This is a genomic window from Roseibium sp. SCP15 (assembly GCF_040329435.1).
GTDB lineage: Bacteria > Pseudomonadota > Alphaproteobacteria > Rhizobiales > Stappiaceae > Roseibium.
Genome location: NZ_JBDZYI010000001.1, coordinates 1,460,204 through 1,480,895, shown reverse-complemented (window position 1 = coordinate 1,480,895; position 20,692 = coordinate 1,460,204). Strand labels below are relative to the sequence as shown.

Annotated in this window: 13 protein-coding genes; 3 read left to right on the top strand and 10 right to left on the bottom strand. The window is 54.8% G+C overall.

Features of this window, described 5'->3' with window-relative positions; all coding sequences use genetic code 11:
* Positions 1 to 2: 2 nt before the first annotated feature.
* The 3 genes from ABLO27_RS06660 to ABLO27_RS06650 form a co-directional block, all read right to left on the bottom strand.
* Entirely contained in the window at positions 3 to 1,220 is a 1,218-nt protein-coding gene (locus tag ABLO27_RS06660; RefSeq protein WP_353031432.1) for a YcaO-like family protein, read from the bottom strand.
* A 657-nt stretch (positions 1,221 to 1,877) separates the two neighbouring features.
* Positions 1,878 to 3,596, bottom strand: a complete 1,719-nt coding sequence (locus tag ABLO27_RS06655; RefSeq protein ID WP_353031431.1) for an AIPR family protein — start codon at positions 3,594 to 3,596, stop codon at positions 1,878 to 1,880.
* 14 nt (positions 3,597 to 3,610) lie between these two features.
* Complete coding sequence (locus tag ABLO27_RS06650) at positions 3,611 to 7,291, bottom strand: vitamin B12-dependent ribonucleotide reductase (protein WP_353031430.1); 3,681 nt, start codon at positions 7,289 to 7,291, stop codon at positions 3,611 to 3,613.
* 639 nt (positions 7,292 to 7,930) lie between these two features.
* Between ABLO27_RS06650 and ABLO27_RS06645 the strand changes: the two genes are divergently transcribed.
* Entirely contained in the window at positions 7,931 to 8,635 is a 705-nt protein-coding gene (locus ABLO27_RS06645; protein ID WP_353031429.1) for a response regulator, read from the top strand.
* Between the two features lie 267 nt (positions 8,636 to 8,902).
* Positions 8,903 to 9,289, top strand: coding sequence for an NADH:ubiquinone oxidoreductase subunit NDUFA12 (locus ABLO27_RS06640; protein ID WP_353031428.1), 387 nt, complete (start codon positions 8,903 to 8,905; stop codon positions 9,287 to 9,289).
* Between the two features lie 85 nt (positions 9,290 to 9,374).
* Here the strand turns inward: ABLO27_RS06640 and ABLO27_RS06635 are convergent, their stop codons facing one another.
* The 6 genes from ABLO27_RS06635 to ABLO27_RS06610 all read right to left on the bottom strand — a co-directional run bounded on the left by ABLO27_RS06635 (position 9,375) and on the right by ABLO27_RS06610 (position 15,683).
* Complete coding sequence (locus ABLO27_RS06635) at positions 9,375 to 10,439, bottom strand: hypothetical protein (RefSeq protein ID WP_353031427.1); 1,065 nt, start codon at positions 10,437 to 10,439, stop codon at positions 9,375 to 9,377.
* A 168-nt stretch (positions 10,440 to 10,607) separates the two neighbouring features.
* On the bottom strand, positions 10,608 to 11,282 hold the full coding sequence (gene aat, locus ABLO27_RS06630; RefSeq protein WP_353031426.1) for a leucyl/phenylalanyl-tRNA--protein transferase: 675 nt from the start codon (positions 11,280 to 11,282) through the stop codon (positions 10,608 to 10,610).
* A gap of 51 nt (positions 11,283 to 11,333) precedes the next feature.
* Positions 11,334 to 12,680: an acetyl-CoA carboxylase biotin carboxylase subunit gene (accC, locus tag ABLO27_RS06625; protein ID WP_353031425.1), complete on the bottom strand. Its 1,347-nt coding sequence runs from the start codon at positions 12,678 to 12,680 to the stop codon at positions 11,334 to 11,336.
* 15 nt (positions 12,681 to 12,695) lie between these two features.
* Positions 12,696 to 13,175 (bottom strand): acetyl-CoA carboxylase biotin carboxyl carrier protein, encoded by a 480-nt coding sequence (gene accB, locus ABLO27_RS06620; protein ID WP_353031731.1) that lies wholly within the window; start codon positions 13,173 to 13,175, stop codon positions 12,696 to 12,698.
* A 297-nt stretch (positions 13,176 to 13,472) separates the two neighbouring features.
* Entirely contained in the window at positions 13,473 to 14,261 is a 789-nt protein-coding gene (locus ABLO27_RS06615; RefSeq protein ID WP_353031424.1) for a DsbA family protein, read from the bottom strand.
* A 63-nt stretch (positions 14,262 to 14,324) separates the two neighbouring features.
* The gene (locus ABLO27_RS06610) at positions 14,325 to 15,683 is read right to left on the bottom strand and encodes a M48 family metalloprotease (RefSeq protein ID WP_353031423.1); all 1,359 of its coding nucleotides are present in this window, start codon (positions 15,681 to 15,683) and stop codon (positions 14,325 to 14,327) included.
* 299 nt (positions 15,684 to 15,982) lie between these two features.
* On the opposite strand from ABLO27_RS06610, the gene ABLO27_RS06605 reads away from it, so the two are divergent.
* Entirely contained in the window at positions 15,983 to 17,146 is a 1,164-nt protein-coding gene (locus ABLO27_RS06605) for a pyridoxal phosphate-dependent aminotransferase (RefSeq protein ID WP_353031421.1), read from the top strand.
* A gap of 86 nt (positions 17,147 to 17,232) precedes the next feature.
* Here the strand turns inward: ABLO27_RS06605 and ABLO27_RS06600 are convergent, their stop codons facing one another.
* Positions 17,233 to 20,121 carry an Rne/Rng family ribonuclease gene (locus ABLO27_RS06600; protein WP_353031420.1) on the bottom strand — a complete coding sequence of 963 codons (2,889 nt, stop codon included), beginning with the start codon at positions 20,119 to 20,121 and terminating at the stop codon, positions 17,233 to 17,235.
* Positions 20,122 to 20,692 lie beyond the last annotated feature (571 nt).

Here is a 20,692-nt window from a genome sequence, read left to right as displayed (position 1 = left end):
GCTCAATCGCCGCCCGCTCTACGACCCGGCAAGTAGTCTTCGTGGTCATCCGGGCCCTCAAGTCCCGGTATGACGATCCTGACGACCGGGATCCCATAGGTCTCTCTTGTCAGATCCACGCATAGCACCTGCTCAATTCCGACCTTTCTCAACCTGTCCAGCAAGATTTCAATATCAGTCGAAAAACAATCAGAGGATTGATCTTCGAAGCTGCCGAAATTGATCGGGTTTTCGCAAGCCAATCCCATCAGCCATCTGGCGTGTTCGTTCTTTGAGTTGACTTCGCCCGATTGATATTCGGACTGGCCAAGGTCGTCGCGAACACCTGCAATGTAATTGGTTCTGACCTGTATCGCTTCCGTTATGGCCCGCGAGGCCGCTATTGCCGGATCCAGATGACACCCGGCACCGCCACCGGAGTGTCCCAGGGAGTCCCGTTCATCGACAATCAGACAATAGAACGCGGGTATGCCGACATCGCCGGTCATGTCCCAAATTCCAACCGCAAAACCGGCATTTTGCAGGGCGTTGAGCGAAACCTGACAGTCCCTGTCCTTGATCGTTGAATTGTCAATTCGGGTGGAGGCGCGTGCGGGTTCGGCAAGCTGGTTCCACAGGCTGTTGGCGTCGCGTTCCACCACTTCACAGATACCGTGGGAAATGGCTTCAAGGAGGTGATTGCCCGAAGCAAGTCCGTTGGTGCTGGAAACAAAACAACCACTGCCGGAGACTGCCGGGACCGTAAAGTTGGAATGGACAACTTCGTATGGAAGCCACAAGGTGTTGTCCGCCATTATGTTCCGGCCCTCGATCCAGACGATCTGGCGATCGGGATGCCATGCACCTGCCTTGAGCTTGGGCAACTCATCCACGTCGACAAGATCATGGTGAGAAGATAACTCGCGGTGACTGCCGAGTTTCAAGGGAAGGGTGATGCGCTCCGCGTGGTAGCTTTCGATCGCTTCCATGGCCGCTGAGGCCATAGCTGCATCAAGGGACGTGCCTTTGCCTTGCGAAATTGAAACAGATCTCGAGTTTGGGCGGGTGGCCGATACTACGGGAATGCCAATTCGGTCCAAACCGGTGAGGTTGGCGAGCCTCGTTATGCCCATGTCTGCAAATAGCGGCTTTACTCTGGCCAGCGTGTCGCAGGGCGCTTCAATCCTGTGTGTGCCCTGCTTGTAGCTTTTGACGACATTTTCACGTTCCAATAAAGGCATGCGTTCACCTTGCTGTAACCGATTGAATGTCTCCTACGCCCAACGGCGTTTTTTTATGCGGCGCCGTAAATATGTTGCGGCACTGAAATGGTAAATTGTCTCGAAAGTGTCGAGATCAGCTGATTTTTACTTTCAAGACCTTCCTCGAGTGCCGCTGACGAGAACAGCAACCGAACTCTGATGATTGCCTCGACTTGCTCGACGGGCTGAGGGATTGACTGGAATGAAAAGCCAGTTCCAAGGATCGTTTCAATGAGGCGACAACAACTATAGTACTCGTAATGGTAGCGTGATGGGTCAAATCTCGTCAACGTTGGGCTGACGATCGCGTCTTGAGTGGTTGGTAGCCGTTGTCATTTGTCGGCGACACTTAAGCCTCGGCCAATCTCTTCTGACGGATGTGACCTGATTGAGAGCCAATACGATTTGAGCCGAGGTTGAGGACAACACAGCCATCGTCTATGCCCTGATGAGATGCTCCGAAGCAAAGTTGATAGTCGAGATGCTTTTTTATCCCTTTGAAAACTAAGAACCCGCCAAACGCTTCCGTTCGGCGGGCTCTTGATGTTGGGCGCCGGGAGCCGCACGTGGCTGGATTGCTCCTGCCTGGGCGAACTCCCGGCTAAGCTTGACTTAATCCGATCTGCTTCGACTTTCTCAGTCTAAATCGGTCAACCAATCCAGTTGTCCAACAATAACTCCGCAAGACCCTGTGTACCGGTCAAGAATTTTAAGAATTTCCGGTTTCGATTTCACGAGCCTGAAAGTTCTATAAGCAGCTTTATTTGCAGTTTTCGCAAATTCATCGACTATTTCTACAGCCGAATTGACAAGCTTTATGCCGTTGTGAAAGTCAGTAAGTGGAAATCGTTCCCGTTTCATGAGTTCCGAAACCACGAACAGCACGTGAAAGTGTCCCTCGACAAGCCAGGTTTCTTCAAATGAATTCTTTGCCAAAGATTTCTGGAGAGCTAACGCTTTTTCTCTGCGGGTAGATATCTGCTCGTAAATCTTGAGCATTGAGACAATAAGCTCCGCGTTGACCCGCGCCGGGTCAAAGGCTTCAGAGTAATACTCACCAAAAATTTCCTGGGAATTAGTTTTTGCTTTGGTTGGCTCTCCGCAAGTATACGCGAGCAACATCTGGCCAACGCGCAATGAATCAATTGGCACTAGTCCGCTTGGTATTCTATCTGAACCCCTCTTTCTCTTGTAATAAAAACCGAATGAGCGTAGATCTTCTGCCAATTGAATTTGAAAATCATCATTAGCCCGAAGATCCCTAGAGCCAATTCGGCTCTGAAGATTACTCGCCCGAGCTATTTTCTTAATAAGTTCTGGATTTGTTGTTTGTATGATTCTGACCCGCACACTGCCATGACTTAAATCGGCAAGTGTTGCTTCAGAAACCGAGTGAAGAACTGAGGCTGTCTGGCAACCATTTACGATCTGGGGATTTACCATTTTGAACGGATGGCAACCGTTCGCCATGGAAAGAATCTGATCACAAACAATTGTGACACCAGAGTTCAAAAACCAAAATTCTTGGACATCTCCAGCAAGCAGACTTTCTTTGATCTCTCGATTGACTTCATTTTCGATACCGAGAAAATAGCGAACGTTTTCCCAAATAAGACGGTCATCGAAATTTCCATTCTGAGTCGAGCAGAAGTTTACCAATTCTGTCAGAGAAACCGAGCACTCAACACCGCTTAGAGTGTTTCGTATTTGTGGACCTCTAACGCCTTCAGAGTGAGGGGTCAAAGTCTTCGTGAACTTGGGTTTTGTATGCTTTACTAACCCATGGCACAGTTCAAATAATCCACATTCAAATAGCTCAATCTCGTGTCTAGAAAGCGCCTCCAACAAGCGCTGCTTCGGCTCAGAACTCAAACGTGCTTGATTTGAGAAGAGATAAACAGAGATTTTGTATCTGTCGTTAGAGAAGATTTCCCAAATTTGTCTGATTTTGAGGGCAAGAGAGCCATTGACTGAGTCAAGCAGTTCTTCCCTATGATACATCAGATCTTGTACAAAGGAGATGACACAGTCGACTACATCAGCGGGAAAATTCTTTTTTGAGTTCTTAAAATTTGAAACTGTTTTACAAGTGCCAATGCTAATCTTGCGGTTACTATGATCAATGTAAATGAGGTCTATGCCTCGGTCATTGCCTCCGTCAACGATGTGTTCGTCTGTTTCGTCAGAAGAAATTTGAAAAAATGTTTCGAGCACAAGACGAGAGAATGCTTGTGATCGTCGCTTATTCTCGCGCAAGCCTAAATCCGCGGCGCTTTCGCAGCCGCGGATTTTTTCTTCGACAAGTCCAAAATCCGCAATCGTGGGATTGTGTTCTAGGGACTTAACGAGGTTCAAGGCTTTCCCCCCATTCAGCTGCAACCGCTTGTGGAGCCGCAGGTATCGCACTTCAGGCAGGTGCCGTTGCGGACCATGGTGAAGTTGCCGCATTCAGCACAGCTCTCGCCTTCATAGCCTTTCATACGGGCTTGAGCGATCTGCTGCGCAGCCGTCGAAGCTTGCGGGGCAGGGGCGGCAGTGACTTCCACAGCTGCTGCTGCTTCAGCTCCGCGGGCAAAGGCGGTTGCTACCGCAGACACCTGAGCTGCCGGAGTGCTTGCCGTTTGAACGGAGATCGCTTCGGTTGCTTCGCCCGCCGGCTCGGAGCCCGGTACGATGCGGAAACGCTCGGTCTGACCACGCACGAGGCCGTGAGAGACGATCTGACCACCCTGGCCACGATCTTCAGAAGACGATGCACTCACTCCGGAAGTGCCGAAGACTTCCGGCGGAACGTGTGCGAGGTCGTGGCGGCCGAGATAGGAGACCGCAAGTTCACGGAACACGTAGTCGAGGATCGACGTTGCATTCTTGATCGCATCGTTGCCCTGAACCATGCCGGCCGGTTCGAACTTGGTGAAAGTGAACGCGTCGACATATTCCTCAAGCGGCACACCATACTGAAGGCCAAGCGAGACAGAGATGGCGAAGTTGTTAATGAAGGCGCGCAGTGCGGAGCCTTCCTTGTTCATATCAAGGAAGATTTCGCCAAGACGACCGTCGTCATATTCGCCAGTCCGCAGGAACACCGTGTGGCCACCGATCTTGGCTTTCTGGGTGTAACCCTTACGGCGTGCCGGCAGCTTTTCCTGCTCGCGAACAACACGTTCCACGATGCGTTCCACGATGCGCTCAGCCACGACTTCAGCCTTTGCGGCCTGCGGCTTGGCTGCCAGTTCTTCAGCTGCCTCGTCCTGGTCGTCTTCGTCATCAGCCAGAAGCTGTGCGTTGAGCGGCTGGGAAAGCTTGGAACCGTCGCGGTAAAGCGCGTTGGCCTTGAGAGCCAGCTTCCAGGACAGCATGTAGGCTTCCTTGCAGTCCTCGACCGTTGCATCGTTCGGCATGTTGATCGTCTTGGAGATCGCACCGGAGATGAACGGCTGTGCTGCAGCCATCATGCGGATGTGGCTTTCAACCGACAGGAAGCGCTTGCCGATACGGCCGCATGGGTTGGCACAATCGAAGACCGGATAGTGTTCGGTCTTCAGGAACGGTGCGCCTTCCAGTGTCATGGCTCCGCAGACATGGGTGTTGGCGGCTTCGATGTCAGCCTTGGAAAAACCAAGGAACGACAGCAGATCGAACTCAGCGTCTTCCAGCTGCTCCTCGGACACACCCAGTGCCTTCAACTGATCGTCGCCAAGTGTCCAGCGGTTGAAGACGAACTTGATGTCGAACGCCGACTTCATTCCATCTTTCAACTTGCCGAGGCTTTCGTCGGTGAAGCCCTTGGATTTCAATGTGGACGGGTTGATGCCGGGTGCCTGATCAATGGAAGCGTGTCCAACCGCATAGGCCTCGATCTCGCCGATTTCGCTTTCCGAATAGCCGAGCACACGAAGGGCTTCCGGCACGGCGCGGTTGATGATCTTGAAGTAGCCGCCGCCTGCGAGTTTCTTGAACTTCACCAGGGCAAAGTCAGGCTCGATACCGGTGGTGTCGCAGTCCATAACGAGACCGATGGTGCCGGTCGGCGCGATCACAGTCGACTGTGCATTGCGGAAACCGTTCTTCTCGCCGAGTTCCAGCGCGCGGTCCCAGGCTTTTTGGGCGCGTTCGACAATGACCTGATCGGGACACGATGCATGGTCGAGGGCAACCGGATTGGTGTTCAGACCCTCATATCCGTCTGCTTCGCCGTAAGCTGCGCGGCGGTGGTTACGGATGACGCGCAACATGTGCTTGGCGTTTTTCTTGTAACCCGGGAAGGAGCCAAGTTCGCCGGCCATTTCAGCGGAAGTTGCGTAGGACACACCGGTCATGACAGCTGTGAGGGCACCGCACAGGGCGCGGCCTTCATCGGAGTCGTAAGAAATGCCGGACGTCATCAGCAGGCCGCCAATATTGGCATAGCCAAGACCAAGGGTGCGGAACTTGTAGGAAAGTTCAGCAATTTCCTTGGATGGGAACTGTGCCATCAGCACCGAAATTTCCAGAACGATGGTCCACAGGCGGACGGCATGCTCATAGTTGTCGATGGCGAAGGAACGATCGTCGTTGCGGAACTGCATCAGGTTAAGGGATGCAAGGTTACACGCAGTGTCGTCCAGGAACATGTACTCAGAGCACGGGTTGGAAGCCCGGATCTCACCATCGGCAAGACAGGTATGCCAGTCGTTGATGGTGGTGTGATACTGGAGGCCGGGATCGGCGGATGCCCACGCGGCATAACCGATCTGTTCCCAAAGTTCCTTCGCCTTGACGGTTTTAAGGGTCTCGTCGGTACGGCGTGCGGTCAGGTCCCAGGTGCTGTCTTCGACAACGGCATTGAGGAAGCCGTCGGTAACGCGCACGGAGTTATTGGAGTTCTGGCCCGCGACGGTCAGGTAAGCTTCGGAGTCCCAGTCGGTGTTGTATGTCGGGAACTCGATCTTGGTGAAGCCCTGCTTTGCGAACTGGATAACGCGCTGGATGTAGTTCTCCGGCACCATCATCTTCTTTGCTGCGCGGATTTCGCGTTTCAGCGCCGGGTTCTTGGCCGGATCGAAGCAATCACCGTTGTCCGCCTCGCAGTTGACGCAGGCGCGCATGATTGCGCTCAGATGCTTCTGGCAGATCTTGGAGCCAGTCACCAGGGCTGCGACCTTCTGCTCTTCCTTGACCTTCCAGTTGATGTACTCCTCGATGTCGGGATGGTCGACATCGACCACAACCATCTTGGCTGCACGGCGGGTGGTGCCGCCTGACTTGATCGCGCCGGCTGCCCGGTCGCCGATCTTCAGGAAGCTCATAAGACCGGAAGACTTGCCGCCGCCGGAAAGCTTTTCACCCTCGGAACGAACATGGGAGAAGTTTGAGCCGGTGCCGGAACCGTACTTGAACAGACGCGCTTCGCGGACCCAAAGATCCATGATGCCGCCCTCGTTCACGAGGTCGTCGCCCACGGACTGGATAAAGCAAGCGTGTGGTTGCGGATGCTCGTATGCGGTTTTGGACTTGGTCAGCTTGCCGGTCTGGAAGTCGACATAAAAGTGACCCTGGCTCGGCCCATCAATGCCATAGGCCCAATGCAGACCGGTGTTGAACCATTGCGGGGAATTCGGCGCCACTTTCTGCGTCGCCAGCATGTAGCGCAACTCGTCATAGAAGGCGTGCGCATCGGCTTCCTGATCGAAGTAGCCACCTTTCCAGCCCCAGTAGGTCCAGGTACCGGCAAGACGGTCAAAAACCTGACGGCCGTCGATCTCGGAGCCGTAGCGCTCGTCTTCAGCAACGTCCTGTAGAGCTTCTTCATCGGCCTCATGACGCCACAACCAGGAAGGAACGGTGTTTTCTTCAACCGGCTTCAGTTTGGCGGGAACGCCTGCCTTGCGGAAATATTTCTGAGCCAGAATGTCAGACGCGACCTGAGAAAACTGGGCCGGAACCTGAATGTTCTCCAGTCGAAACACGACAGATCCATCCGGATTCCGGATCTCGCTTGTTGCTGTCCGAAATTCTACTCCGGCGTAAGGCGATTGACCTTCCTTGGTATAGCGCCGCTCGATCCGCATTCTCTAAGTCCCCTTGTATCCCCGGCCGGTTCCTGCTGAACCAGACCAAATCCGCATCACATCCGGCTTGACGATTCCGCCTGCCTCTTTGCCGAATGCCGCCCCGTTGCTCACAGGTCTGTTACCTGTATGTAGCGTATCAATTTTGTGGGTCCACTATATATAGTGGTTCTCAACAGGTTTGTCACGATATGCGCCGTGACCTCGGCACACAAAATCCCGTCCCCCGGATTCAATCAAGAATGACGGAAGCGGAACGCGGTTACTTGAGTGTTTTGGATGACCAGAGCGCCTGGAGGGGCCCCGACTACGCACATCGCAATGATTAGGAAACTAATGTAAACGAATTCTTAAGGTCAAGGTTCGAGTGACAACAGCTAGTGCCTAGATTGTGGGCAAACGCAAAATATTGTGTGGTGGTGTGGATAGTGGGGAGGGGAGTGGGGAGAGCGCAACCGCTAGGAAATTTGCGCTTGCTTTCCCGGCGAAGGAGTGCCGGTTCGGACGTCAAATCCTTCTGTGGATGATTGATGGACCGGTTTTATGAAAATTTGAAGAAAATGGCCCCCACCGATTTCAACAGGGTTTAAGCCGGGGCTGTTCTACTGCGGACCAGATAGGGAAAAGGGTCCGCATTTCATGAAACATCACGCTGCATTCGGGCTGTCGATGGAAGATGTCGACGTGGTTGTCGTGGAAGACAGCAAGCCGATGCAAACCATACTCCGCTCGATTCTGCTCAGCTTCAAAGTTGCCCGCGTGAGGACATTTGATTCGGTTGACGACGCATTGGAATCAAGTCTTGCAGAACCTCCCAATGTCATTCTTACCGATTGGCGCATGGAGCCGACCACAGGCTACCAGTTCCTGCGTCTCGTTCGGCACCGGCACATGGAGCCCTTGTGCTACGTCCCGATCATTTTCATCACGGCGCATGGCACGAGACCGCTTGTAGACAAGGCATTGAGAGCGGGGGCGCATCACGTGCTGGTCAAACCGGTTTCGCCCTCAACGCTCCACAAGCGCCTCAGCTGGTTGCTGACAGATGACCGGCCGATGACCCTCGAGCATTCCGGCTTCTACAACATCTATGGCATTGGCAAGGCGATGGATGAGCAGGCAGAAAAGATGCAGTCGCTTGCAGGCGCCAGGTTGCATCACCGAATCGCCATCGAGAAGCGGACCAAAGTCGAGGAAGTGGTTGAAGAGGCATTCGAGAAGAAATCGCCTTCAGGGCCGATCTTCGCCGGTGTTAAGAAAGGTGGGACCAAGAAGCAGTCGGCCGCCGCCAAACATATCCGGGATGCGGAATTTTCTACGATCAAGGGCGTCAAACTTCATTAGCGGCGCTCAGTGGGATACGCCTTGATAACCGGTGGAATTGAGGGATTGGTTCGGACTGGCCCTTGTTGCCGGTCGCTGACGATGATCACCAGCAATTCCCCCTTTCCTTTCAAAAGAGAGGGGGCGAACCAAATCCGTTCAATTAATGTGTCTGTGCGGCAGTGCGACACTGGACAGGAGCGGCAGATCCAGCCATATTCCGCGAAATTCTTCCAAGGTTGTTAGCTTGGGACAAAAGTTCTGTAATCGAAGGACCTTTAGAGGGCCATGAAAACTCTGCTGCTAGAAATCTTCACCTGGTGGAACAGCCAAACCATGGGCACCCGGTTTTTCACTTGGCGCAAAGGTGAATTTGTCGGTGAGGACGAGTTTGGCAACAAGTACTACAAGGAACGCGCAGGCACCAAGCGTTGGGTGATCTATAACGGTCTTGCAGAAGCCTCATCGATCCCTCCGGGCTGGCATGGCTGGATGCACCATCGGGTTGATACGCCGCCGTCCGAAGAAACTTATCATCCGAAGCACTGGCAGCAAGTGCACCAGACGAACAAGACCGGGACGCCGGAAGCCTATCGTCCGCATGGCTCTATCCTGACCCCGGAAAAGCGTCCGGAAGTCACAGGAGACTACGAAGCCTGGACGCCTGGAAACTAAGCTTTCTGTTTTCCGTATGATCAAGCCCCGCAATGCGGGGCTTTTTTGTTATCGGGGCGAACAGACCCTGGGAGCTTCGTGGACCTTAAGCAGGTTTGTTCCGTGATTTGCCTTTCGCTGGAGCTTCCTGTGCACCGAACAGAGTGCTCGCTGAAGAAATCATACGGTTCAGTATCAGGATCACCAGAGACGTGCTGTAGCCGAGGACAAACGGCATGATGAGCAGCAACGATTGATTGGTGAAGGCAATTTCCGACTTGGTCGGGACGGTTGCCTTGTTCAGTGCGGCGGCGCTGAGGCTTTTAACAAAGGCCAGAAACTCATGGAAACCGAACGGCAGCGTGAAAAACAGCGCGAACAAGGCGCCAAGGACGATCCTTTGAACGATGAGCCGGGAATCCGAAATGTCGAAGGTTATGTCGCTTGTCACGCTGATCGCGTTGAAGCCGATGAATGCAGCGGCGCCGATTGCCCCAAGTGACATGAGCCAGAGCAGAAAGAACAACACCATGAGCGCACCGTCGAGCCCTTTGCTGAGCAGTGTCACTTCCGCCATGAACACCGACAGTATCATGGAGCCGATCGAAACGATCACGAGCCAAACGGCAAGCCTGGGCAAGAAGTTGGGCATCTGAGACGCCAGATAACTCTTTCGGTCGGCGTCGCTCAGCTGAGCGAACAAGGCTTGCGTCTTGTCTTCCACCGCCATCCATTCTTCCTGTGTCGGCGGGCGCCCCTTCTGGTTCTGCCCCGCAGCCTTGAGACTGTTCAGCGCACCGAGCCGGAAGCCATCGGGAAGCGGCACGGCTTCCTTGTTCAGGAATGTGTGAAGGTTTCGAAGGGTTTCCAGATCCTCGTTGAATTTTGCGTCCGTGATGAAGTTTTCGGGGTTTGGGGGAGAGGAACCGCTGCCGAAAACGGAGGTGGCCATGCTTGTGATTTTGCCAGTCGCCTGTCTGAGTTCTTCGCCGAAGCCTGACCTTTCTTCCGGAGTTGATGGGATCTCCAGTTCCTGCGGATCTGTTTCCGGCTCTTCTTTCGAAACAACTGCAGACTTGTCTTTCGGCTTGGATTCTACCCGCAGACGCGCACCTAAGTCCGTTTCCTGTGTGACCTTGCCCGCGGCAGATTCTTTTGTGTCCCCAGCCATAGTTTTTCCTGACGAATAGGAATTACGTAGGGGAATTCTACCAAAAATCGATTTTTCCGGCAAATGCAACCGGTTCTCGATCAAGGGTTGTGCGGCGTCATTCGTGAGCGTTCTCAATCAAGACGCCGACAGCAGGAGCTTTTGATCGGTTCGGTGGAAGCCGGTTAGTCAGCTCGCCAGATCAAGGACTTTCAACACTTCTCCACCATTCGCATGGGCGGACAAAGCGTAATAGTCCGTCTCGAGTTTCAAGGCTTCGGCAAGTCGCTTGTTATAGTCGGCCTGCAAGACTTCCATCGTTCCGAACTTGCTGAGGTGATCGGTAACAAACTGTGTATCGAGAAGGGAGTAGCCTCCGACGATAAGGCGAGCTACCAGATGAGCCAGGCAAACCTTGGACGCGTCTGTTTCAAAGGTGAACATGCTTTCGCCAAAGAATGCGCCGTTCAGACTGACGCCGTAGAGACCGCCAACCAGCTTGCCATCCCGCCAGGCCTCCACGGTGTGGCAATAGCCCATTTCGAAAAGATCGCCGTAGAGCCGACGAATTTCGCGGTTGATCCAGGTTTTCTGCCGCCCGGGCATGGGCTCGGCGCATCCATCGATCACACCTTGAAAATCGTTGCTGACGCGGATTTCAAAGACGTCATTACGAATGGTGCGTCTCAAGCGCCGCGGAATGTGAAAGTTTTCGAAGGGAAGAATGCCGCGCTGTTCCGGCTCCAGCCAGAACAGCCCGGGATCGTCGGCGGATTCTGCCATCGGGAACAAGCCACAGGCATATGCTTTCAAAAGCACCTGCGGTGTGATTTCCATGACGATGTCGTCTTTGTAGCCTGCCATTTGGTCTCACTGCCCACGCGGCAAGGGGCAATGCCCCTTTGCCCATTGCGGTCAGTTCGACTTGTCAGCCAGGTACTTTTCCAACCAGTGAATGTCGTACTGACCGTTCGCTATATCCTGATTGTCCACCAAATCACGGAAAAGCGGAATAGTTGACTTTATCTCGTCAACGACAAATTCGTCCAGACAACGGCGAAGGCGCATCATGCACTCAACGCGATTTCGGCCATGAACGATCAGCTTGCCGATCAGACTGTCATAATATGGCGGAATTTTGTAGCCCTGATAGACACCTGAGTCGACACGCACTCCCAGACCGCCAGGCGGATGGTAGTAGGTGATTGTGCCCGGAGACGGTGCAAACGTGACAGGGTCCTCGGCATTGATACGACATTCGATGGCATGTCCGTCGAACTTGATATCTTCCTGAGTTATGTCGAGAGAGCCACCAGCGGCGATGCGAATCTGCTCGTTTACCAGGTCGATTCCGGTGATCATTTCGGTGACCGGGTGTTCCACCTGGAGACGGGTGTTCATTTCGATGAAGTAGAACTCGCCATTCTCATAGAGAAACTCGACTGTGCCGACGCCGCGATACTTCAGTTTGCGCATCGCGTTGGCAACGACTTCACCGATTTCTTCGCGCTGCTCGGCATTGAGGCATGGGGAAGGGGCTTCTTCCAGGACCTTCTGATGCCGGCGTTGCAGTGAACAGTCGCGCTCACCCAGGTGTACGGCATTGCCCTTACCATCGCCGAGAACCTGAATCTCGATGTGGCGAGGCTTGCCGAGATACTTTTCCATGTAGAGGGCATCATCGCCAAAGGCAGCTTTAGCTTCCGAGCGGGCAGTCGAAAGGGCGGTGTCGAGGTCAGCTTCAGTTTCCGCGACCTTCATGCCACGGCCACCGCCGCCCGAAGCGGCTTTGACCAGAACCGGATAGCCGATTTCACGCGCAATCGCGTGAGCATCGTCTTCAGGGGTAACGGCTCCGTCGGAACCTGGAACGACCGGAATACCGAGATCCTTGGCGGTCTGTTTCGCCTGGATTTTGTCACCCATGATGCGGATGTGTTCCGCGGTCGGGCCGATGAACTCAATGTTGTGAGCTTCGAGAATTTCCGCAAACCGGGCATTTTCGGACAGAAAGCCGTATCCTGGATGGACTGCATCAGCCCCCGTGATTTCACAGGCTGCCAGAAGTTGCGGGATATTCAGGTAGCTGTCGCGAGCTGCTGGCGGGCCGATGCAAACGCTTTCGTCTGCAAGGCGCACGTGCATCGCGTCGGCGTCAGCTGTTGAATGGACTGCAACCGTCGAGATGCCGAGCTCTTTACAGGCGCGCAGGATGCGCAGGGCAATCTCGCCACGGTTGGCAATGAGAATCTTGGAGAACATGGCCGCAACGGCTCCTTATTCGACGATAATGAGCGGTTCGCCGAATTCAACCGGCTGGGCATCTTCAACAAGGATCTGCTTGACTGTGCCGGCTTTTGTGGACGGGATGTGGTTCATGGTCTTCATGGCCTCGACGATCAGGATCGTCTGACCTTCAGCAACCTTGTCACCCACCTGGATGAACGGTGCTGAACCAGGCTCAGCGGCAAGGTAGGCGGTGCCGACCATCGGGGAAGTCACGGTTGCACCGGACTGGACAGCAGCTTCTGCGGCAGGTGCAGCTTCTGCAGCGACGGGCGCTGCGTTGGCAACAGGAGCAGCAGCGGCAGCAGGTGCTGCTGCAACGCTCACCGGAGCGCTGATCGACATCTGCCGTGCAACGCGGATGCGCGTATCGCCCTGTTCCAGTTCAATCTCAGAAAGATTTGTCTCATCCAACAGGACGGCGAGATCCCGGATCAGGGCCGTGTCGAATTTCTTGTTATCATTACGCATCATGTCGTTTGGCTCTCACACTCGGTCTTCAAAGAGCGCAGCCTGAATATCAGCCGGATCGACATCTCCAACAACAAGTGGGGTCAGATCGGTAATACCCGGTTGTTGAGCAGGGGACATCCCCTTCAGAAACCGGTTTGCCTTGCGTTCTTTGCCCCGCCAAAAATAAGCGGATACAGATCTTTGGCCCGCATCCTGTTTGGATACGAGCCTCGCTTCTTATAGGGATTCAATTGTAGCAGGAAAACCCCCGATTTTTCATTGATATCGAGGAAGTGCTTTTTCCAACAGGCTTGTTTAGCAGCTTGCTTCGCCGCAATTCTTCACTGCGTCGATTTTTGCACGCAGCTGATCGTAACCTACAGCTCCCTGGACAACTTCGTTTCCAACCACATAGGAAGGTGTTCCGGTCAGTCCGAGGCGGTTTGCGATCGTGTAGACTTCTTCGAACGTTGCGCCGGCTTCGTCGGTTTCCATCGCCTTTTTCAGGTCTTCTTCCGGAATGCCGGTACCGGTCGCCGCGGCAAGAGCACTGGCCAGATTGGCCTGGCCACGCCTGAGCAGCAGGGCTTCGTGGAATTCGCCGTATTTCTCCGGAGCGACGGAATTGACGGCGACTGCAACTTGCGCGGCTTCAATCGAGCCTTGGCCAAGAACCGGAAATTCCTTCAGCACGACTTTGAGATCGGGCTCTTCTTCAATCAGTCTGACCATGTCGCCATAAGCGCGTTTGCAGTAACCACAATTGTAGTCAAAGAACTCGACCAGGGTCACTGAGCCTTCCGGATTGCCGAGAACAACCTGACGCGTGGAATTGAAGAGGATGTCCGCGCTGTCGGTCAGAGCCTGCAGGCGTGCAGCTTCCGCGGCTTCCTGTTCCCTGCGCTCGAGCTCGGTCAATGCTTCCGCAATCACTTCCGGATTTTGAATGAGATACTCGCGTACGATCTTTTCGATCTCGCTGCGGTCAATATCCTGTGCCGCGGCCGTTCCGGCGACCAGGGACAAGGCAAGTGCGCAGGCGGAAAGAACGCGCAGCAATGCTGGCGGGCAAAAGCGCCGGGAAAAGACAAAATATTGGGTCATTCAGGGCTCCTTGGGCGGCTGATCTTGAAACACCGGACCACGCCGCCTTGTGTATAGCTTGGATTACCGGCGATTCGGCAGATTGGGAGGTTTGTACGCTACAATGTCGTCCGCTTGAAGCCATGCGGGCGATCCGCGCTTCAAACTTTTTTGAGCACGGGCCGCGTAACGCCTGGCGGCCTGGAAGTCTCCGCTCACCATCAATCCCTTTGCTGTCGCCAAATCCGCTTCGGCGCGCTCGCCCTGGCGTCCATGGGCGATTGCGAGTTGACTGTAAGCCACACCGGAATTCGGGTCTCTTTGAATGGCGCGTTTCAGCACTTTTTCAGCTTCAGGCAGATAAGAAGGATTGTTCGCGCCAACCAGCGCGTATCCTAGCCAGACCATGAATTGCGGTTCGTTGGGCTTGATGGAAAGCGCCTTGCGGAATGGTGCAATAGCGCCCTTGGGATCTCCGCCTTCGAGCAAGGCCTGCCCCTTGAGTTCGTAGTAGTACGGGTTGTTGGGCTGTGTGCGGATGAGGGCGTCTATCTCCTTCACAGCGCCCTTTCCACGGCTCTTCATGGCTGCGATCGCGCGTGCATATTGTGCAGCCGGGCTCTTGTCGCTGCGCGGGTAAGCCCTGAGCGTTGCTGAAGGATGGCTCGTATAGGCGAACAGTTTTGCCCGAACCAGGTCATGCCGGTACTGCAAGACGTAATCGTCCGGTTGATCGAAGTACTTGGACTTCTGGGCCTCGTTCAACAGTCCGTTGTAGCGTTCCTGAGCCATTGGATGGCTCTGCGCGTAAGGGTCGGCAAACTTTCGGGTGAACATTTGCTGCTCGGACATGCGCTCGAATGTCTTCAGCATGCCGCGCGCACTCTGGCCGGTGGCATTCAGATACTTGAGAGCGGCACGGTCAGCTGCTGCTTCTTCTCCCCTTTGATAGGAAAGGAGAGAGCGTTTGCCGACTGAACCGGCGCCGAGAGCTGCCGCCGCACCACCAGAGGCGGCCTGACTCGAGCCGGCGGCAGCACCTGCTGCTGCCGCGCCTGCGCCGAGGATCATGCCGATCACGGACACGATCTGGGCATTGGCTGCAGCCGACCGAAGACGCACAAGATGGCGACCGGCAATGTGACCGGTTTCATGGGCGACCACTCCGATGACTTCACCAGGTGTTTCGGCCTCCATCAAAACACCGATGTTGATGAACATGCGGCGGGAATCGGGGACAAAGGCGTTGAAGCTCTTGTCATTGACCAGAATGATCTCCGGTTCGGAGTTTGAGATACCCGCAACCTTGAAGATCGGTTTCGCGTAGTCCTTCAGTAGAGTTTCCGTTTCCGCGTCCCGTATCAGAGGCAACCTTCCTCGTTGCGCACTGGCCGGGGTGACAACCATCGGCAGTACAATTGCTGCGGAACATGCCAAGGCCACTGTCCTTTTGACAAGGCATCCATAAGTTCTTGCAGATTTGCGGGCAAGAACAGAATTTTTACGCAGCAAATCGAAACTCCAATCCGAATTCCATGGATCAATATCCACGCATATGAGTTTTGGCCGAAGGTATGGAGACTGTGGGTTCCGGTCAAGAACAGCCAAATGACAATTCGGAAAGGTTCGACTTTTGTTTGCCTCCCGAAATGCCGAAAAGTTATGGCCGAGCCGATTGCACCCCGGCAAAAAATCCGCAATACGGAACGAAGACAATCTCTAAGCCGGAACATCGGATCAACATGACAAAGAACGCCTTTCTGCCGTCCGAGCGCAGCGACGTTGCACCCTTCATTGCCATGGACGTGTTGTCGGAAGCAGCAAAACTGGAAGCTGCGGGCAGGAAGATCATTCACATGGAAGTGGGGCAACCCTCTGCGCCTGCTCCGAAATCCGCGCTCGCCGCAGCACAGGAAGCCTTGAATCATGGCCGTCTAGGGTACACCGAGGCGCTTGGCATCAGACCGTTGCGGGAGGCTCTTTCCGGGCATTACAAGAAGACATACGGGGTTGGAGTTCCCGCGGAAAGGATCATGGTTACAACCGGATCATCAGCGGGTTTCAACCTGGCATTCCTGGCCGCCTTTGATCCCGGCGACAGGATTGTGCTTACCGCACCCGGGTATCCCGCTTATCGGAACATTCTCAAGGCACTCGGGCTTGTGCCGGTTGAAGTTGAAGTTGGCGAAGACACAAGGTGGAGCCTGACGCCGGAGCATCTTGCAGAAGCGCAAAGGGGAGGGCCTGTGAAAGGTGTTCTTGTTGCCAGCCCCGCCAACCCGACCGGAACGATGATGACACCGGAAGCGTTGGAAACGCTGCTGCGGTATTGTGAAGATGAGAACATCTGGTTCATCTCCGACGAGATCTATCATGGTCTCGACTATGCCGGGGAACAGGCCACTGCACTCAAGACCACTCAAAAAGCGATCATCATCAACAGTTTCTCCAAATATTACTGCATGACAGGCTGGCGCATTGGCTGGATGGTGTTGCCGGAGCAGCTCGTTCGTCCTGCTGAACGTATCGCTCAAAGTCTCTATATCTCTCCGCCGGAACTCTCCCAGATCGCTGCAACGGCCGCACTCGACGCAGTGCAGGAGCTGGAGGCGGTCAAGGCGGGCTACGCAGCCAACCGGACTTTGCTGATTGAAGGGCTACCTAGGATTGGGTTGGACAAGTTGCTGCCAGTCGACGGGGCCTTCTACATTTATGCCGATATCAGCAAGTTCAGCGCTGACAGTCTCGACTTTGCAAAGCGGATGCTGCATGAGGCAGGTGTTGCGGCCACTCCGGGTGTCGATTTCGACCCTGTTCACGGCCATGAATTCCTGCGGTTTTCCTTTGCAGGGGCGCATGACGATATGAAGGAAGCACTTGCGCGATTGCAGGGGTTTCTAAGGTAGGCAGCTTTGTCTGCATGGGCAGTGAAAGTATGGAGACAAAAAAAGGCGGCCCCACGGCCGCCTTTTTGCATCTTTGTTAGAAATTCTTAGAAGAACGAGCGACCGCGCTGCCACCAGCCGACACGCTTCGGTTTGTCTTCCTTGTCCTCACCAGAGGTCTCGCTTGTAACGACCGGTTCAGCCGGAGCCGTGGGGGCTTCTTCCGCAGTTTCCTCTTCAGAAGCTTCATTCACGACAGGCTGTTCGGAGGTCGGTGTCTCGACAACAATCGTGTCTTCTGTGGCAGCTTCGTCTGGTGTGTCGGTGGTGTCATCACCAGCTTCTGTTGCTTCTGTTACGGCGTCATCTTTCGCTTCAACCGGTTCGGTGGAGCTTGCGACTTCTTCCACCAGAACCGCTTCGCTGGTTTCACCGTTGACCGTTTGGTCTTCGGTGGACGCTTGCATTTCCGAGGTGCTTTCAGTTGCTACCGCGATTGCTTCCGCTTCGCCGTTCTCCTGATCGTTCTCTGTCTGATCATCTGATGCGGCTGCACCCTCAGAAGGCTGTTCAGCGGAGTTCTCGGTATCGTCACCGTCTTCCGCCTGAGCCTCCACGCCGTCACCGTTGCGACGTCCACGGCGGCCGCCACGGCGACCCCGGCGACGCTTGCGGCGGGGTTCATCCTCACCGCCTTCGTCTTCGCCGGACTGGGCTTCTTGCGGTTGACCTTCTTCGGCCTCTGCATCATCGCCTTCGGCTGCTACCTGACGGCTATCGCCCGCATCCTGCTGGTTGTCGGAGCCGCCCCTGCGGCGCTTGCGGCGGCGTCTGCGGCGACGATCACCACCGTCGTCGTCCTCTGCCTGCTCTTCGATGACTGGCTGTTCGGTGTTCTCGTCGATGATTTCAATCGTATCCGGCTGCACAGTCGGCACCGGGGCCGGAATACGGTCGCGGTCAACAGGCGCTCCGCGCTCCAGAACATAAAGCTGACCGTTGACCGTGTCATCGGCGTGCACTTCGATCTCAATCGCAAACCGAGTTTCCAGATCGAACAGGTTCGAGCGTTTCTGATTGAGGATGTAGAGCGCAACCTGCGTTGTGGTCCGGATAATCAGATTGTGGGACGCGCCTTTCAGAAGATTGTCTTCAATCGACCGCAGGACATGCAGTGCCACTGATTCAACCGACCGGATCATTCCGGTTCCCTGGCAGTGCGGGCAAGGTGTTGTGGAGCTTTCAAGAACACCAGTGCGGATGCGCTGTCTCGACATTTCGAGCAGGCCGAAGTGAGAAATTCGACCGACCTGAATGCGAGCACGGTCGTTCTTGAGGCACTCCTTCAGCTTGCGCTCGACAGCCCGGTTATTCTTTGACTCCTCCATGTCGATGAAATCGATCACGACGAGACCGGCCAGATCACGCAGGCGCAGCTGGCGCGTTACTTCCTCGGCTGCTTCCAGGTTGGTCTGAAGAGCAGTGTCCTCAATGTTGTGTTCGCGGGTCGACTTGCCGGAGTTGACGTCGATCGAGACCAGAGCTTCGGTCTGGTTGATGACGATGTATCCTCCGGACTTCAATGTCACCTGCGGCGAGAACATCGCGTCCAGCTGTGGCTCGACGCCATAGCGGATGAAGAGCGGTGAGGGATCTCTGTAGGGCTGAACATTCTTGGCATGGCTCGGCATAAGCATGCGCATGAAGTCCTTAGCCTCACGATAACCTTCGTCACCCGAGACAAGTACCTCGTTGATGTCCTTGTTATAAAGATCCCTTATTGATCGTTTGACCAGGCTCCCTTCCTCATAAACAAGGCTCGGAGCGCTCGATTTAAGCGTCAACTCGCGCACATTTTCCCAAAGCCGCATCAAATACTCGAAATCACGCTTGATCTCGGCTTTCGTACGGCTGGCACCTGCGGTGCGCAGAATCACGCCCATGCCTTCCGGCACATCAAGCTCGGAGGCAATTTTCTTCAGGCGCTTGCGATCGGTTGGCTGAGTAATCTTGCGGGAGATCCCGCCACCACGAGCAGTGTTCGGCATCAACACTGAATAGCGACCTGCAAGCGACAGGTACGTGGTCAAAGCTGCGCCCTTGTTGCCGCGCTCTTCCTTGACGACCTGAACCAGAATGATCTGGCGGCGTTTGATGACTTCCTGGATCTTGTACTGCTTGCGCAGCGGAACAGGACGCTCAGGAACTTCTTCCATCGCGTCTTCCGCACCTACCGACTCGACCGTGTCTTCATCATTGTCGGTGTCCTCGTCTTCATCGCGATTGCGACGTCTGCGACGGCCGCGAGCCCTTACTGGAGCTTCTTCTTCATCTTCAGAGGTTGCTTCGACGGTTTCTGTGTTATCGCCGTCGTCAGTTTCCTGTTCCTCGGCATCCTGATCGGAAGACGTTTCAGCAGCATCAGCTTCTTCAGAGGCTTTCGCCTCTGCTGGTGTGTTTTCTGTTTCGGACGCTTCGCCTTCTTCAGAGGCGGCTACGACTTCAGCGCCCCCCTCCGATTCTCCAGAAGCGTTTTCAGTGCCGGTGTCGGCGACATCGTCCTGATTGCCTTCCGCAGTATCAGAGTTCGAGGCTTCAGCCGCCTCTACCTTTTCGCTGGCAACGGTATCTGACGATTCGTTCTTGGCCGCACGAGACCGGCGGCGACGTTTCGGCTTTTCCTCTGCCTCAGGCTCGTCGTTGTTGCGCTCGGCGGCTTCGGCCGCAAGCAACGCTTCACGGTCCGCAACCGGGATCTGATAATAGTCGGGATGGATTTCACTGAATGCGAGAAACCCGTGGCGGTTTCCGCCGTATTCCACAAAGGCTGCCTGAAGCGAAGGTTCTACCCGAGTGACTTTCGCCAGATAAATATTCCCGCGAAGCTGCTTTCTGTTTGCTGCTTCAAAGTCGAATTCTTCAACCCGATTGCCACGCACGACGACTACCCGGGTCTCTTCCGGGTGGCCCGCGTCGATCAGCATTTTGTTTGCCATTCTCGAAGGTCTCCACGGCAGCGCTGCTTGGCGCGTATCCAAAACGCGCATCGCCCGAAAGGAGGAAGGCTGCCGTATTTGTTTTGCTAAGATAGGGAAGGGCGTCTGCGCCCGGCGCGGTTGAATGACCAACAAAAGCGGCCGCTGGAGCGGTTCCTTGCTTTATGTTGATCTCCACATGCATCGCGCGGGTCCTTCGGGGCAACGCAGGCCCTTTAGTTAAGTCGTTGTACTTTCGCCGGAATGCAGGCTGGCGTCTGCCGCTTCATCTGCACCCGGTTTCGGAATGGTTCGCTCTTGCTGCCGCCACGTTCCTCGCTGAAAATTCGGCTCCGAAAACGGGCGCGACTGCGCGAGGCGGTGCGGTATTAAAGAGATTCCGACACTTTGCTTCCACAATAATCCTGGCTCATCCACACTCGACGAAAAGGCCTCTCTTCCGTCGTCTACTGGCCCGGAAATATGATGACGTTGTGGATAGTTACTCCTAATCGCCATCCGGGAAGGTATCGGTCTCGAACCGAAATCCGTAAGGTACTTTTACGTTCCGGCGATCAGCATTGCAAGCAAT